Origin of the sequence: Polaromonas sp., from assembly GCF_049790275.1 — a bacterium.
GTDB lineage: Bacteria > Pseudomonadota > Gammaproteobacteria > Burkholderiales > Burkholderiaceae_C > Polaromonas.
The window spans coordinates 1-13,312 of record NZ_JBAQYR010000097.1 but is presented as its reverse complement, the minus strand read 5'-3'; the positions used below and the strand labels follow the sequence as shown (position 1 = coordinate 13,312).

At 60.8% G+C, this 13,312-nt stretch carries 17 protein-coding genes; 4 read left to right on the top strand and 13 right to left on the bottom strand.

The window, feature by feature from the left end; all coding sequences use genetic code 11:
* Positions 1 to 123: 123 nt before the first annotated feature.
* Positions 124 to 519 carry a hypothetical protein gene (locus tag WA904_RS12970; RefSeq protein ID WP_425197541.1) on the bottom strand — a complete coding sequence of 132 codons (396 nt, stop codon included), beginning with the start codon at positions 517 to 519 and terminating at the stop codon, positions 124 to 126.
* Between the two features lie 209 nt (positions 520 to 728).
* On the opposite strand from WA904_RS12970, the gene WA904_RS12965 reads away from it, so the two are divergent.
* Together WA904_RS12965 and WA904_RS12960 are read left to right on the top strand one after the other, a co-directional pair.
* Complete coding sequence (locus WA904_RS12965) at positions 729 to 1,112, top strand: VOC family protein (RefSeq protein WP_425197540.1); 384 nt, start codon at positions 729 to 731, stop codon at positions 1,110 to 1,112.
* A 49-nt stretch (positions 1,113 to 1,161) separates the two neighbouring features.
* Positions 1,162 to 1,725 (top strand): hypothetical protein, encoded by a 564-nt coding sequence (locus WA904_RS12960; RefSeq protein ID WP_425197539.1) that lies wholly within the window; start codon positions 1,162 to 1,164, stop codon positions 1,723 to 1,725.
* Positions 1,726 to 1,870: 145 nt separating this feature from the next.
* On the opposite strand, the gene WA904_RS12955 is transcribed toward WA904_RS12960, so the two are convergent.
* The 4 genes from WA904_RS12955 to WA904_RS12940 all read right to left on the bottom strand — a co-directional run bounded on the left by WA904_RS12955 (position 1,871) and on the right by WA904_RS12940 (position 5,671).
* Positions 1,871 to 3,073: an MFS transporter gene (locus WA904_RS12955; RefSeq protein WP_425197538.1), complete on the bottom strand. Its 1,203-nt coding sequence runs from the start codon at positions 3,071 to 3,073 to the stop codon at positions 1,871 to 1,873.
* A gap of 244 nt (positions 3,074 to 3,317) precedes the next feature.
* A complete protein-coding gene (locus WA904_RS12950; protein WP_425197537.1) occupies positions 3,318 to 4,034 on the bottom strand; it encodes a hypothetical protein in 717 nt (238 codons plus the stop codon).
* Between the two features lie 229 nt (positions 4,035 to 4,263).
* Positions 4,264 to 4,920, bottom strand: a complete 657-nt coding sequence (locus WA904_RS12945) for a hypothetical protein (protein WP_425197536.1) — start codon at positions 4,918 to 4,920, stop codon at positions 4,264 to 4,266.
* A 25-nt stretch (positions 4,921 to 4,945) separates the two neighbouring features.
* Positions 4,946 to 5,671, bottom strand: a complete 726-nt coding sequence (locus WA904_RS12940) for a hypothetical protein (RefSeq protein WP_425197535.1) — start codon at positions 5,669 to 5,671, stop codon at positions 4,946 to 4,948.
* Between the two features lie 149 nt (positions 5,672 to 5,820).
* On the opposite strand from WA904_RS12940, the gene WA904_RS12935 reads away from it, so the two are divergent.
* Positions 5,821 to 6,570, top strand: coding sequence for a tRNA-uridine aminocarboxypropyltransferase (locus tag WA904_RS12935; RefSeq protein WP_425197534.1), 750 nt, complete (start codon positions 5,821 to 5,823; stop codon positions 6,568 to 6,570).
* Positions 6,571 to 6,691: 121 nt separating this feature from the next.
* On the opposite strand, the gene WA904_RS12930 is transcribed toward WA904_RS12935, so the two are convergent.
* Together WA904_RS12930 and WA904_RS12925 are read right to left on the bottom strand one after the other, a co-directional pair.
* Positions 6,692 to 7,690, bottom strand: coding sequence for an aldo/keto reductase (locus WA904_RS12930; protein ID WP_425197533.1), 999 nt, complete (start codon positions 7,688 to 7,690; stop codon positions 6,692 to 6,694).
* A gap of 36 nt (positions 7,691 to 7,726) precedes the next feature.
* Entirely contained in the window at positions 7,727 to 8,122 is a 396-nt protein-coding gene (locus WA904_RS12925) for a MerR family transcriptional regulator (protein ID WP_425197532.1), read from the bottom strand.
* A 142-nt stretch (positions 8,123 to 8,264) separates the two neighbouring features.
* Here WA904_RS12925 and WA904_RS12920 point away from each other — a divergent pair, with 142 nt between their 5' ends.
* On the top strand, positions 8,265 to 8,522 hold the full coding sequence (locus tag WA904_RS12920; protein ID WP_425197531.1) for a hypothetical protein: 258 nt from the start codon (positions 8,265 to 8,267) through the stop codon (positions 8,520 to 8,522).
* A gap of 94 nt (positions 8,523 to 8,616) precedes the next feature.
* Here WA904_RS12920 and WA904_RS12915 read toward each other — a convergent pair whose 3' ends face one another.
* From WA904_RS12915 to WA904_RS12890, 6 genes are all read right to left on the bottom strand, one after another.
* Positions 8,617 to 9,570, bottom strand: coding sequence for an NAD-dependent epimerase/dehydratase family protein (locus WA904_RS12915; RefSeq protein WP_425197530.1), 954 nt, complete (start codon positions 9,568 to 9,570; stop codon positions 8,617 to 8,619).
* A 353-nt stretch (positions 9,571 to 9,923) separates the two neighbouring features.
* Positions 9,924 to 10,373 carry a hypothetical protein gene (locus tag WA904_RS12910; RefSeq protein ID WP_425197529.1) on the bottom strand — a complete coding sequence of 150 codons (450 nt, stop codon included), beginning with the start codon at positions 10,371 to 10,373 and terminating at the stop codon, positions 9,924 to 9,926.
* Positions 10,374 to 10,572: 199 nt separating this feature from the next.
* Positions 10,573 to 10,824 carry a hypothetical protein gene (locus tag WA904_RS12905; RefSeq protein ID WP_425197528.1) on the bottom strand — a complete coding sequence of 84 codons (252 nt, stop codon included), beginning with the start codon at positions 10,822 to 10,824 and terminating at the stop codon, positions 10,573 to 10,575.
* Positions 10,825 to 10,837: 13 nt separating this feature from the next.
* Positions 10,838 to 11,548: a B3/B4 domain-containing protein gene (locus tag WA904_RS12900; protein ID WP_425197527.1), complete on the bottom strand. Its 711-nt coding sequence runs from the start codon at positions 11,546 to 11,548 to the stop codon at positions 10,838 to 10,840.
* Positions 11,549 to 11,639: 91 nt separating this feature from the next.
* Entirely contained in the window at positions 11,640 to 12,290 is a 651-nt protein-coding gene (locus WA904_RS12895) for a class I SAM-dependent methyltransferase (RefSeq protein ID WP_425197526.1), read from the bottom strand.
* Between the two features lie 314 nt (positions 12,291 to 12,604).
* Positions 12,605 to 13,312 (bottom strand): substrate binding domain-containing protein (locus tag WA904_RS12890; RefSeq protein WP_425197525.1); only part of this gene is annotated, 708 nt, incomplete at its 5' end.

The window sequence follows — 13,312 nt, the reverse complement described above, 5'->3', positions numbered from 1 at the left end:
ACTTTGAGGCAGATCCACACACTCAACCCAAAAAGGAGAAAACCAAGAACTTATCCACATCGTGAGCACGTTCTGCTCACAAAGAGTGTGGGTCAAAATTCGATGGAAAACTCGGGTCAGACTTCAGCGCAATTCAACAAAAGTTCCACCGTTTGCCTCTCGACTCCTTTCTACTTCCCCGAAATCAGAAAATACTGGCAATTTCGCAAGTAGTTCAACTCGTTGCGGCCAGCCAATCTTCCCCGCTCGCAATGGTTCGGAATCACACTCAATGGTGTCAACAAAAATTCTGTGGCTTTCAGGACGATGATCGTCGCGAGCTTTTTCTAAACGTGCTGTTATCCATTGCCACTTTTTAAATTGCTGTTCGTCTGCAACCAAACGAAATGGAACGGGATAGAGGCGGATCAACCTACCTTCAGCAGTCATGCCCGCCACGCACGATGTTTCTGCATATTTCGCACTAGGCGATGGATATGTTTTGCAAAGTATCAGCACTCGTTCAACGAAAGATGCCATCTTGAACTCCTTGGCTTCAGCTTGTGCACTGAAACAAAAATGCTCACTGCTAGCTTTCATCAAGGATAGTAGTAACTTGACTTGCCGTAACCCTCTATTTGGGGGACAAAAACCTATATCGACCAGATTGAGATTTCCCGAGGCGATAGCATCTATTACCATCGCTCAATCCCAATCGCCCATCGGACACCCCACGGAGGCAAAACCCCATGTTCAGTCACGTCATGGTCGGCGTTAACGACCTCGAAGCCTCGAAGAAGTTTTACGACGCGGTGCTCGGCACGCTGGGCATTGGCCCCGGCGTAGCCAACAAGAGCCGCTACTTCTACCGCAGCAAGGAGGGCTCCTTCGGCATCACCACGCCCATCAATGGCGAGCCGGCCTGCCGTGGCAACGGCAGCACCATTGGCTTCAAGATGGAGTCGCCCGAGCAAGTGGAGGCCTTCCACGCCGCGGGCATTGCCAACGGCGGCACAACGTGTGAAGACCCGCCGGGCTTTCGCGACGGTTCCGTGGGCAGGCTCTACCTCGCTTACCTGCGCGACCCGGACGGCAACAAGCTCTGCGCGCTGCACCGGCCCAAAGCCGTCTGACCTCGCCACCCCCTTATTACTGACTGAAAGCAACCAGACCAGGAACGCCATGACCCGCCAATTGCTCTGCATCTGCCTGCTGGCCTTGTTGCCCTTCACCGCCCAAGCCGAACTCAAGGACGAAAACCTCCTCCACAGCCTGCCCACCGGCTACAAGATCGACTTCCAGGCCCGCAAGGGCAACATGATCATGACGGAGATGGTGCCGCAGGCCGAGTCGGTGAAGAACTGGACGGAGATGCTGACGAGCCAGATTTTCCTGGGGCTCAAGAATGCAACGCCCGAGGCATTCCAGGCCTTCATGCAAAAGAGCTGGGCGGCTTCGTGCAAGGACGCCGAGTTTGCCACCGTGGCCAAGGGCGAAGAAAACGGCTACCCCTTTGTGGTGTGGATTCAGGCCTGCCCGCTGAACACCACCACCGGCAAGCCGGAACACACCTTTGTGAAAGCCATCAGGGGCAACGACAGCTTTTATGTGGTTCAACGCGCATTCAGATCCAGCCCCACCAACGAACAGGTGACGGAAGCCACGCAGCATCTGCGCAGCGTCACCGTGTGCGACACACGCCTGCCTGACCGCCCGTGCATGAAGGTGGACAAACCGGCGCAGTAGCCGGCCCTGCATCCGCTTGCTGCGCGTGCCCACTTACTCCTGTTTTCATAGCTATTGGCGCCCGTGTCTATTGGGCTGGAGGCCGATTTGTGCTGTTAACTTTCGTCACCTCCATGAATTGCGGGTTCCGAATCAACCCGGAACATCAGGCCTCGGCACCACGGGCGCGCTCTGACTTCTCGAGCGAAGCCACGATCATCGCAACAGCGAGCGACAGCACGGACGACACCAGCATCACACTGAGCACTGCAAGGTGTGCGTTCGAAGCATTGACAATCAGGCCCGACAGGAACGCGACGATTCCAGCGCCTGCGACCGTCAAGGCGTTGGCCAGCCCTACAGCGGTACCCGCAAGATCGGGGCGCACAGACAAAATACGGGAATTCGCTACGGGCATCGTCAAGCCATTGCCCAAGCCAACGCACACACAGGGGCCGAAGAACGCAAGAGGATGCGTCGCACCGAAAACGTAGAGAGCGAGCCCAACGAGGAGCCCTGAACAAACAAGGATGCGGCCGGCGAGGATGAAGCCTGTGGGTGTGTATCGGGAGCCGAAACGCCCGACAACGAAGCTTCCCAGGATAAAACCTGCTGGAACCATGCCCATGTAAAACCCGAGCGTCACGCTCGAGGACTCAAGCAGTTGCGTCGCCACCAACGGCGCGCCACCGAGAAACGTGTACAGCGTTCCTATGGAGAGCGCCATGCAAAGGGCATAGGCCCAGAACCGCGCTGACCGGCCCAGATCACGATAGCCCCGTATCTGGAGCGCGATTGAACCTGATCGACGCATGTTCGTTTCCCTCAGATGGAAAGCCGCCAGACACAAGCCGGCGGCCCCGAGGACTGCGAATGCAATGAAATTTGCGCGCCAGCCGAAGAAGGTATCAAGCAATCCGCCAAAAGTTGGCCCGACCATCGGGGCCACCGCCCAGGCGGAAGAGACATACCCGATCCTGCTTGTGGCCGTGCGGTCGTCCGATGTTTCCCGGATGGTGGCGAGGCAGACCGAATAGAGCGCAATGACGGCTCCCTGGAACAGCCGGCACAAGAGGAAGATCCCGATGTCAGTCGCCAGGCTGCACCCGACAGACGCGAGCGTAAAAACCGAAAGGGCGGTCAGCGCGACGGGCTTGCGTCCAAATCTGTCCGAGAGTGCCCCCGCGACCAGGTGCACGACGGCAGTGACGACCGCGTACCCAGCGACCGCAAGATTGACGAGTACAAAATCCGCTGCGAGATCCTTTGCGATGCCCGGCAGCGAAGGCAGGAACATGTTCATTGGCAGCACCGAAAGCGCTGACAAGACAATGAGCACCCAAAGGCGCGGACTTTCCGGCTTGATCATGTGTGTTGACTCCGAGAGAGGGCACTTCCGAATCTCTTCGGGTGCGCCAAAAGGGGATCTGACCTTTTCGGGCCGCATGGTTGCACGGCCTCGATCTGCTCATGTCCGATCAAACAGGAGTCAACGCGTCGCCAGTCCTTGTGGAGCTGAACGACATATTTGCGAGAGATGCCATTTTGCCAAAACGCCCGACATAAAGGGCTCGCGGCGGGCCATGACCCCGCCCTGACATGCGTGCCGCCCGTCAGGGCGTGGCACCACCACCAATCAACCTCAGCCCCCTGTCAATCAACAGCGGCGTGACTTGTGTGGCGTTGTATTCCCGGTTGACGTACACCGTGCGCGGCTGGGCCAGCCACTTGAACATGAGGATGTCGCGCACCGGCACCATTCCAAGGCCGGTCACTTCGGCCTGGTTGTGGCCATGCAGGTGGGGAGCGATGACGATGCCTCCCTCGACGTGGAAGAGGTACACAAAACCGTACTGGCCCTGCGTGGGGTCCAGCCCCATCCTGGCGAACTTGTGTGCCACAGCGAGTGAGCGTGTGCCGGAGACATAAGCCGTTAAATTCTGGGCGCTGCTGGCCACGTGCAGATCAATGTTCGTGTTCATGCCGGTTGACCTGATGCCCCCGGATTCGTAAAAGGTGTCCCACGTGTGCTTGCTGCCGTGGAACACAAATTCAGGCCCGCTGATCGTGTCAGGGAGCATGTACGGATTGCCCAGGTCGAAGTCAAGGTCGATGACGCTGAGTTCCCTGACCACCCTGACCGCCGCCTCGAGCTGGCGCAGGGGAACATGCCGATGCCGGGCACTGCGCTGCCTGGGCGGCGCAAGTTGCACGGGAGGTTGCGGGCCCTGCAACTGGAAAGTGGCATCAACGGTGACGGCCCCGCCATTCAGGTAGCGTATCTGCAGGTCACCCAAGGTCACGCTGCGCTTTCCAACCGGGTAGGGCATGGCTCACTCCTCTTTCTGGCCGTCTCACATCTGGTGTGGTGTGCCCGTTGAGAATACGTGGCTGACTTTCAAGCAGCAAGCCGGCAACGCGGGCGCAGTAGGTGAAAAGTTGTCAATGCCGGTGCGGGAGTTGCTGGCTTGCCACTGGTGCCGGGGCTGAAGCTTATATTCCATGGTCAACACCCCGCCAGCCTTTCATGAAGGGCTGTCTTCTGCCCGCTGGTCAGGCCTATGGCTTCTCGGGCTGCAAGCCCTTCGCCTCGACCAAAAGCGCGCCGCTGCTTGCGGCCTTCAGCGTGATGGCCTGGTCGGTTCCGCCGATGAAGTAGCCCGTACCCACAAAAACGACGTCGGTTCTGGACACGGTGACCTTTTCGGGCTCTACGTTCAGCGCGCCGTAAATCAGCAAATAGCGTTCGTTCTGGTTGGAGGGGTTGATGAAAACTGTCTTTTCGTAGCCATGGCCACGCCTTTTCATGCCTGTGTGGGGGTAGACCCTGAGCGGCGAAAAATTGGCATCCAGCGTTTCAATGCGCATGGCGACATGCGAGAGCTCGCTGCGGTTGAGTGGGGCCGGGGCCGAGGGGAGGCTGGAAATGTTGACCGAGTATGTTTTCCTGTAGGCCGGAAGCTCCAGCAGCAGAAACGCTTGCGTGCCTTGCCCAAAGTCATGTGCGGGGGATTTTTCGTCCAGCCTCAGCTCGGTTTTTTCAAGCGGCAAGGGCGACGTGCCGAACGTTTTCAACTGCTGGCAACAGGGCGCCGCGCCCTGCGCAGAACTGGCTATGTCCGGAGTGGCGGGCGGCGCGGCGTCCTGTGCGCCGGCCATCAGATGGACAGCGGCCAGGCAACTTGCCACCCCCAGGCGCATGAAAAGATGACTCATGGGTTGAAGCATCCGCGGTGCGTAATTACTTTTTCAGGTCTGCAACCATCTGCTTGACCAGAATGTCAACACTGGCCGTCAGGCAACCCCGGGTTTTGTCGATGTCGGCCACCAGCTTGTCGATGTCGGCAAATTTGCAATCAGCTGCAGCTTCGATAAACACAACATCCTTGTTGCCGCTGTTGTAACCGTAGTGGTAGGCCTCTTTGTACAAGACAGCCTGGGATTTGCTGTCATTGAGTTCGGCCGTCATGGCTACAAAAGGGTAGTAGATGGTTGATGCACCTGCTGCGAGGTAGCCGGCCTCAAAAGTCAGAAGTAGAAACGCGTCCTGGCCTTTCATGACTCGAACGGCTTCTTTGGCTTCAGCGGGCTTTGCGCCCCGCTTTACCGGTACGGCGACCACTTCGTACCCTGCTTGCCGGAGGCCCGGCAATGCTTTTGCATAAAAATCGGTGGTGAGCCTGGTGCTCTTGGGGTCCAGTACGTCGTTCAGCTTTTTAGTCTTGCTGGCGGTATCCGCCGCCGCGACGAGCCCGCCGATCAACCCAAAACTCATGCCTGGGTGATTGAGCACGCGGACGCCGTACTCGTCCAGGTCATTCCATTGCTGGACAGCGATTTTTTTGACGCCTGCTGAGGCTTCGTTGTTAAAAGCCTGCTTCTCAAATTTGGTGGCGCAACCCGTGACGAGTAACGAGCCGAGCAAGACGAGCAGGCACGCACAGCGGCCCATCAACGGATTTGTCATAAGGGGTCCAAATAAGAAGTCACACAATTTGTGACATGCCGAGTCTAGATGCCGTATGGGAAAGTGGGCAGCGGCTTGTAGTCGCGCCGAGCTCTCGCTGGCTCAAAATGTCTTTGTTGCACCACACCCTCGCAGCTCTACTAAATCTAATGACTTACCCAGCCCATGCCCCTCACGCCGTTTCCCTTCTGCGCAGCGCACGCCTGGCGCGCAGCTCCAAGCCTTTTCTGGCACGCGGTGGGCCGCGCGGGGAGCGCTGCGCGGGTTGCCGCCTCCTGCCCAGCCACTGCATCTGCGCCTTGTGCCCCGCCGTGCCTGTGCATGCGGGGGTGTGCCTGCTCATGGCCGACATCGAGCCGCTCAAGCCCAGCAACACGGGCTGGCTGGTGGCTGATGTGGTGGCCGACACCTTCGCCTTTGGCTGGGCGCGCACCGAGGTGAACCCGGCGCTGCTGGCCCTGCTGGCCGACCCGCAATGGCAGCCCTACCTGGTGTTTCCGGGCGAGTTTGTCGACAGCGCGCGCGTGGTGACGGATGTGCAGCCTGCCGATGGCCAGGATGGCAAGCGCCCGCTGTTTGTGTTGCTCGACGCCACCTGGCCCGAGGCGCGCAAGATGTTTCGCAAAAGCCCTTACCTGGACAAGCTGCCGGTGCTCAGCCTGCAGAGCGATCAGCTCTCCAGCTACCAACTGCGCCGCTCGCAGCGCGACGAACACTTCTGCACCTCCGAGGTGGCGGCGCTGTGTCTGGCGCTGGCCGGTGAGGCGCATGCAGCGCAGGTGCTGGAGGCTTACCTGGATGTGTTCACCAACCACTACCTGCGCGCGAAGCAGCAGTTGCCGGTGGACATGGAAGACGCTGCGCACCAGCGTTTAAAAGGGCTGGCTCACCCCTGTTGAGTCTCACTTCGTGTAGCCTCCTCTCCCCTTCCAGGGGACGGTGCCTGCGGTCTAGCGAAGCCAGTCCCGCGGCCCCCGCTGGCGGAAGCCAGACGTCACTGAGGCCCCGGGAAGACCCGCTTCAGGCATTGACCGTGCCGAGAAAGGCCGCCGGATAACGCAGGCCGGCGGCGGCGTCTGGCGGAAAGGCCTTGTCGAGCTGGGCCAAGTCGGCGGTGCTCAGCGTGACGTCAAGCGCTGCAATGTTCTGGTCAAGATAGCTGCGGCGCTTGGTACCGGGAATGGGAATGATGTCGTTGCCCTGCGCCAGCACCCAGGCCAGGGCGACCTGCGACGCGGTGACGCCTCTGGCCTCGGCCAGCTGCTTGACGGCATCGACGAGTGCGAGGTTGCGCTTGAAGTTTTCTTCGGCAAAGCGGGGTGAGAACTTGCGGCGGTAGTCGTCGGCGGGCAGGTCTTCGGGCTTGCTGAACGCACCCGTGAGAAAGCCGCGGCCCAATGGCGAGTAGGCGACAAAACTCACGCCGTGCTCGCGGCAGGCGGCCAAGGTGCCGGTGACTTCGGGGTCACGCGTCCACAAGGAATATTCGCTCTGCAGTGCGGCGATGGGGTGAACCTTGCAGGCGCGGGCGAGGGTGGTTGCCGATGCTTCGGACAGGCCGAGGTAACGCACCTTGCCGGCCTGCACCAGCTCGGCCATGGCGCCCACGGTGTCTTCAATGGGCACGGTTTTGTCGACGCGGTGCTGGTAATAGAGGTCGATCTGGTCGATGCCCAGGCGCTTGAGGCTGGCGTCGCAGCTGGCCTTGACATATTCAGGCCGGCCATTGACGCCGCGTACTGTTTCGTCGGCCGGGTCGCGCATGATGCCGAACTTGGTGGCGATGAACACGTCTTTGCGGCGGCCGGCGATGGCCTTGCCGATGAGCAGCTCGTTGGTGTGCGGGCCATAGATATCCGAGGTGTCAAGAAAATTGAGACCACGGTCCAGCGCATGGTGAAGGGTGGCGATGGATTCGGCGTCGTCGCGGTTGCTGTAGAAGTCGCTCATGCCCATGCAGCCGAGGCCGATGGCGGAGACGGAAGGGCCGTTGCGGCCGAGGGTGCGGGTTTTGATCATGGTGTGTTTCGGTTGGATTGAAGGTTGGGGGTGGGTTCAGGCGCGTTTGGGTACCGCGCGCAGCTCGTCATACAGACTGATCTTTTTGCGGATGTACTGCAGGGTTTCGCGCTGGGCACGCATGCCGGCTTCCAGGCGCGCGGCGTGTTCTTCCAGCAGGGCTTGCCGTTCGGCCAGGCTGCCGGCGGTATTGCCTTTGCGCAGCAGCTGGGCATAACGCTGCATGTCGCGCATCGACATGCCGGTGGCGCGCAGGCGCACCAGGAATTCGAGCCAGCGCATGTCGGCGTCACTGTAGCGGCGCGCACCGCTGTGCCGGTCGATGGGGGCGATGAGGCCGATCTGTTCGTAATAACGCAGCGTGTGGGCGCTCAGCCCCGAGGCTTCTGCGGCTCTGGCGATGCTTAAAGAAACGGTGGGTGCGGTGGTCATGCATTGACTGTAAAACTTCGAGTGCACTCCAAGTCAAGCCCCTTCTTCGCGCGGGGTGTTTTGGCCGCGACGGCAGGTGAAAGCGCCCCGCGCATCTGCTGGGGCGACAATGGGGCATACCCAGCAACGCCAGAGCATCACCATGACCCAAGCCCAAGACCCGAACCGTGAACAGGAACTGAAGAAGACGGCGCTGTGCGACTCCTGCGCCGGCATCCAGCGCAACTGGCGCAAGGCTCCCGGCCACCCCGAGCTGGTGCAGAGCGGCAGCCGTCAGGAAAAACGCAAAGGCCATTTCGTGACCGTGACCAGATACAGCTGCGACCGCTGCGGCACGGCGTGGGACTATGAGAACGACAAGAGCAACCTGCATGCGGGCTGGTCAGTGGTGGGGCGTTAGGCCAGTTTTTAAACCTCACGCGCCCAAAAAAAAACAGGCCAGGCCTGTCTTTTTTTATTTTGGTTTGCGGCTGTCAACAGCCGCTGCGTTGCTGTTATTTATTTGGTGCCGGCTTCGCGTCAACGGATGCGTAGAGGCTCTTGAACCCCGCCCGCCATGAAGAAGGGGCCGGCGCCCAGGAAAGCGCCTTCTTCGCCTTCAGATTCGATGCGCCAGATTGCTCATTGAATATGTACACCAGCATGTCGCCAAGCTTCTCGCGCGCCAGGGCTTCGTCCATGTGTGCAGGCGCAGGCGCATCCAGGAGATTTGCCACAAAGGGCAACCACTCGCTGAGTTTGGCCGGCGCGTCATCAACGATGTTGTAGATGCCCGGCTCTCCGTGCGTCAGTGCCTTCATCGTGGCCACGGCTGCGTCATGAACATGCACGAAGGAGTAGATGCCATCGCCTCCGCCAACAATCGGCATCCGTCCCTTTTTGATGGCAAGGGGAATGGCATCTGATGGGTCGTAGTTGGTTCCCGGTCCGTAGAACCATCCATAGCGAAGCACGATTCCCTCCAGTCCATTGCAATGAACTGTTCGGGTCTCCATTTCTGCGACTGCGTGCGCCAACGGCTGAATGGCCAGCGGTGCGTCGAGATACAGCGGAGTGCTCTCATCCGTCAACCCGCTTTTGACCGGCGTGCAGATGAAGGAAATGCTCTGGGTGATGAATCGGCTGGCCGTTGATTTTTCTGCTGCAGCAATGAGATTGCGCGTTCCCTCTGTCCGTACGCGGATCGTTTCTGCCAGGGGATCAGCGTCTTTGGCACCGAAAGCAGTGAGCTGGTGAATGACGATGTCGGGCTTGGCCTGTTCCACCATCCTCGCCAGCCCCTCCTTGTCGAACACATTTCCAACCACCGGCAGCGCGCCCATCGCGTCGAGCAGCACGGCGCCCTCCTGGGAGCGGGTCATGGCTACAACGCGATGGCCGGCCTGGACAAGCATGGGCACGAGCTGGCGCCCAATGGCACCGGAACCGCCTGCGATAAAGATGTTCATGGCAAACCCTCTTTCTGCTGCGCCGCATGAGGCGCATCGCGAATGCTGTTGCACTGTCAGCCCGGTGCCGCGAATTCAGGAGTCGCGGCGCGGCTTCATCTGGAAATTCAAATCTTCCGGGAAGCGGCAAGACTGTTGGATCAGAGGCAATTTACTGTAAATTTAAAGTGAACGCCTGTGTGATGGAAAAATCTTGCTGCCGGATTGTCATGCTTGGAATGCCGCCTTTCAAAAAGGGCCTGCTTGATCCAGTTTTGCGTGTGCCTCCCGGCTCCAGGCGCCCATAAAAAAAGACAGGCCTGGCCTGTCTTTTTTGTTCTGGCTTGCGGCTGTCAACAGCCGCTGCGTTGCAATTACTTGCTGCCGGCCGCTTTCACGTCGGCTTTGCCTTCTGCCTTGACGGCATTGGTTTCAATGTTGGCGGTGGCCTTGGTGGCTGCAGCATCGGTCTTCACGGTGTCGAGCTTGGCATCGGCCTTGATGGTGGCTTTCTCGGCTTTTGCATCGGCCTTGCCGGTTTTGACGGCGGCCTTGGCATCCACCTTGTCAGCTTTGGCGGCAGCCTTGGCTTTCTTTGCGTCGGCTTTCATTTCTGCCTTTTCAACCTTGGCGTCTGCCTTGGCATCCACCTTGGCTTCGCTTTTCACTGCAGCGTCCACAGCCTTGTCGGCCTTGACTTCTGCCTTCCCCATGGCTGCGGTAGCAGGAACAGCCGGTGTGGCGGGCACAGCGGGTGCGGTGACTTGCGCAAATGCAGCACCGGTAACCAGGGTAGCGATCAGGGTGGCGAGTAATTTGTTCATGAGCGTCCTTCGAGTAAGCGTGTTGTGACCACTGAAAATCATGATGATCCAATGTTCAACGTCTCACGAAGGCATGCCGGGGACACAACACACATGCTGTTTCAAGACAGTGTGTGCGCTTTACATGTGTGTCTTGGAGGATTGTGGAGAGAGATCGTGCGCCAAGGGCAGCCTCACCCGGGCCATCCCCATCAAAAGGCTACCCAAAATAAAAAACAGCGGCCGCAAACAAGGCAACATAAAAGGCAATGCCGAAGAACAGAAGGCCGGTGTCTGTAATCACGCGCCGACCATCCCGGACAAATGAGAGCGCACCTGCCGGGCCATGGATGCGCCCTTCACCACCACGCAACTGCTCGCCACGCCATCGGCCAAACGAAACCAGCCAGACTGCGACCCGTCCAACCTGCACGGTGATGAACTCCAGCACACCGGTAGCTATCTCGTCCATGCGGCCTGACGCTCTAATGAGCCGCAGCCGGAAACTCGAAGCGTGCCTTTGACCTCGTGAGCACGCGCGCCTTGGCGACCGCTTCGGGCCAGGCGGCGGCCACTTCGTGCATGAGGGCGGCCATCAGCGTACGCATGTCTTGCGATGCCAGGTCATGCAAAGCTTCGGCGACGATCAGCGCCGAGGTGGTGTTGGCGCTGACGGCCGACAGGCTGCTTTGCCGGTTGGTCCAGCGCCGCGCATGGGCCTTGCCGGCCTGGTCGGCAAAAATGACTTCGCCTGGCTCGGGGTGTTCGACCTCGCCGGAAAACGTTTCGTAGGTTTCGGTGCCGGTGGCAAAGCGCACCTCCAGGTCGCCGCTGATTTTGGCCACGTCGAACACGGCCACCGGAATGGCAAAAGCGGCCGAAACTGCGTTGCACAAATCAACCAGGGGGTGAAGCCGCGGCAGGGCGTTTTCCTTGCGCAGGCGGCGCAGCAGCGCCTCGGACGCGCAGCGGTACTTCGTGGGCTTGAGCCCCATCTTGGCGAACACCGCGCGCCAGGCCTGGATTTCGGGCAGCTCGCTTTCGGTTTGGCTGGTCAACCGGGCGGCGGCCATGGCGCTGAGCCGTTCGACCTGCGCACCAACCGACGCTTTCTTGTTGATGCCCTGGACAAAAAGTGCGCCCGGCACCAGCTCAGGGTGGCGCTCCCAGATGTCGATGGAATGGCTGAAAAACATGCGCTGACCTTCACTCTTTGCTGCGATGACGAACAGGCTGGAGTTTCCCCCATTTTTGCGCCGGCTTCATCGGCGAAAAGTCGCGCCCGGCTCAGCCTGCCTGCTTGACCCAGGTGAAGACGCGCACCGGTGGCACGTTGACGGCTTCCCAGCGCTTTTCGGGCGGGCCGAGGTAAGGCGACACAAAGCCGGCCACATGCGCGCGCACCTGGTAGGCCACAAAACGGCCGCCGGGCCGCAGCGCCCTGGCTACGGCGGCGGCGATGCGGTCTGCCGTTTCGGGCGGCATGGTGGAAAACGGAATGCCCGACACGATGGCATCGGGCGCGGGCAGATGGCGCGCCTGCAGCAAACTCTCCAGCCGTTCGGCGCTGCCCAGCTCCAGCAGAAAACGCGGGTCGGCAATGGCCGTGTGCAGGTGCTGGTGAAAGCCGCTGTCCAGCTCGATGGCCAGCAGCTGGCCCCAGGGCGGCAGCGCATGCAGGAAAGCGGCCGTGGTGCCGCCGGTACCGGGGCCCAGCTCGACCACGGTGCGCGCTTCGCTGAGGCACGCCTCGCGCAGCAGCCGCTGCTCGAGCCGCCGCGAGCTTGGCACGATGGAGCCGACCCGGGCCGGGTGGCGCACAAAGCCGCGCAGGAATTCGAGCCTGGCCCTTGAGAAACCGGTGTGCCAATTGCCCGTGGGCAGCGCTGCCTGGCTGATGGACCGCAGAGGCCGTCCAGTGCTGGGTTCGTTCATCATGGTGCGGGTTCTTTCTGTGCTTGTTCCATGCATGAATGCCGCCGCCTGCGGGCGACGGCTGCTGTCGTCACCCCGGCCCGATGCAGGCCCCTCCGTCGCATGGGGTGAAGAGCCTTCGCGGCAGTTTGTCACGACGCGCGCGGGTGCGCAATCGCTGCGGGGGCGACCCTGAGTCGCCTCCTTGCTGCTGGGCCGAAGCCCACATCGCGCACAGAGTGTGTGGTCGTTCCAGGATGCTTCTCTTTTGATAGCTGGTAGCGCCCATATCGAAAGGGCTGGCGGCCGATTTGGCTTGCAAAACTGGGCGCCGTGCCTCAGTCCCCGCGCATGCGCTGCGCAAACCCGCCGGCCTGGAACTGCTCGACCACAAAGTCGACAAAGGCGCGGGTGCGCGCCGGCAGCAGCGTGCGGCTGGGGTAATACAGCAGCATGGGCCCGGCGTCGGCATGCCAGCCGGGCAGCACACGCAGCAAGGCGCCGCTTTGCAGCCAGGGCGCTGCAAAAGGCATGGGCAGCAACGCCACACCCATGCCCAGCAGCGCGGCCTGGCAAATCGCCTCGGGGTCGTCAAACACGATGCGGGGTTTCAGCAACGCGGCGGCAGCGTCGCCGGTGGCGTTGTGCAGCGTGGTCACCAGCACACGCCCGGTGCGCAGGGAACGGCGAACAACGCCGTCGAAGGCGGCCAGGTCGTCGGGGTGCTGCGGCACGGGCTTGCCCTGCAGCAGTGCCGGGGAAGCCACGGCCACGATGTGAATGCGCCCCAGCTCGCGCGCCACCATGCCGGGATTCAGGTTGAGGCCGCCGCCTATGCCGGCATCGAAGCCTTCGCCGATCAGGTCAACCTGCCGGTTGTCAAAGCGCCAGTCGGGCTGCACGGCGGGGTAGCGGGCCAGAAAACCTTCCAGCAAAGGCACCAGGTAAGTACGGCCAAACGCCTGGCCCATGCTGACCTTGAGGGTGCCCGCCGGCTGGCGGTCGGCTTCGGCGGCATGGCTCAGCGCGTCGGCGAGGGTACTCAG

What these genes read in the sequence shown, in the direction of transcription:
- WA904_RS12895 (WP_425197526.1), bottom strand. Translation starts at nt 12,290, where the DNA reads ATGATGAACGAACCCAGCACTGGACGGCCTCTGCGGTCCATCAGCCAG.
- WA904_RS12950 (WP_425197537.1), bottom strand. Translation starts at nt 4,034, where the DNA reads ATGCCCTACCCGGTTGGAAAGCGCAGCGTGACCTTGGGTGACCTGCAG.
- WA904_RS12960 (WP_425197539.1), top strand. Translation starts at nt 1,162, where the DNA reads ATGACCCGCCAATTGCTCTGCATCTGCCTGCTGGCCTTGTTGCCCTTC.
- WA904_RS12930 (WP_425197533.1), bottom strand. Translation starts at nt 7,690, where the DNA reads ATGATCAAAACCCGCACCCTCGGCCGCAACGGCCCTTCCGTCTCCGCC.
- WA904_RS12910 (WP_425197529.1), bottom strand. Translation starts at nt 10,373, where the DNA reads ATGAACAAATTACTCGCCACCCTGATCGCTACCCTGGTTACCGGTGCT.
- WA904_RS12920 (WP_425197531.1), top strand. Translation starts at nt 8,265, where the DNA reads ATGACCCAAGCCCAAGACCCGAACCGTGAACAGGAACTGAAGAAGACG.
- WA904_RS12965 (WP_425197540.1), top strand. Translation starts at nt 729, where the DNA reads ATGTTCAGTCACGTCATGGTCGGCGTTAACGACCTCGAAGCCTCGAAG.
- WA904_RS12925 (WP_425197532.1), bottom strand. Translation starts at nt 8,122, where the DNA reads ATGACCACCGCACCCACCGTTTCTTTAAGCATCGCCAGAGCCGCAGAA.
- WA904_RS12900 (WP_425197527.1), bottom strand. Translation starts at nt 11,548, where the DNA reads ATGTTTTTCAGCCATTCCATCGACATCTGGGAGCGCCACCCTGAGCTG.
- WA904_RS12915 (WP_425197530.1), bottom strand. Translation starts at nt 9,570, where the DNA reads ATGAACATCTTTATCGCAGGCGGTTCCGGTGCCATTGGGCGCCAGCTC.
- WA904_RS12935 (WP_425197534.1), top strand. Translation starts at nt 5,821, where the DNA reads ATGACTTACCCAGCCCATGCCCCTCACGCCGTTTCCCTTCTGCGCAGC.
- WA904_RS12905 (WP_425197528.1), bottom strand. Translation starts at nt 10,824, where the DNA reads ATGGACGAGATAGCTACCGGTGTGCTGGAGTTCATCACCGTGCAGGTT.
- WA904_RS12945 (WP_425197536.1), bottom strand. Translation starts at nt 4,920, where the DNA reads ATGAGTCATCTTTTCATGCGCCTGGGGGTGGCAAGTTGCCTGGCCGCT.
- WA904_RS12970 (WP_425197541.1), bottom strand. Translation starts at nt 519, where the DNA reads ATGGCATCTTTCGTTGAACGAGTGCTGATACTTTGCAAAACATATCCA.
- WA904_RS12955 (WP_425197538.1), bottom strand. Translation starts at nt 3,073, where the DNA reads ATGATCAAGCCGGAAAGTCCGCGCCTTTGGGTGCTCATTGTCTTGTCA.
- WA904_RS12940 (WP_425197535.1), bottom strand. Translation starts at nt 5,671, where the DNA reads ATGACAAATCCGTTGATGGGCCGCTGTGCGTGCCTGCTCGTCTTGCTC.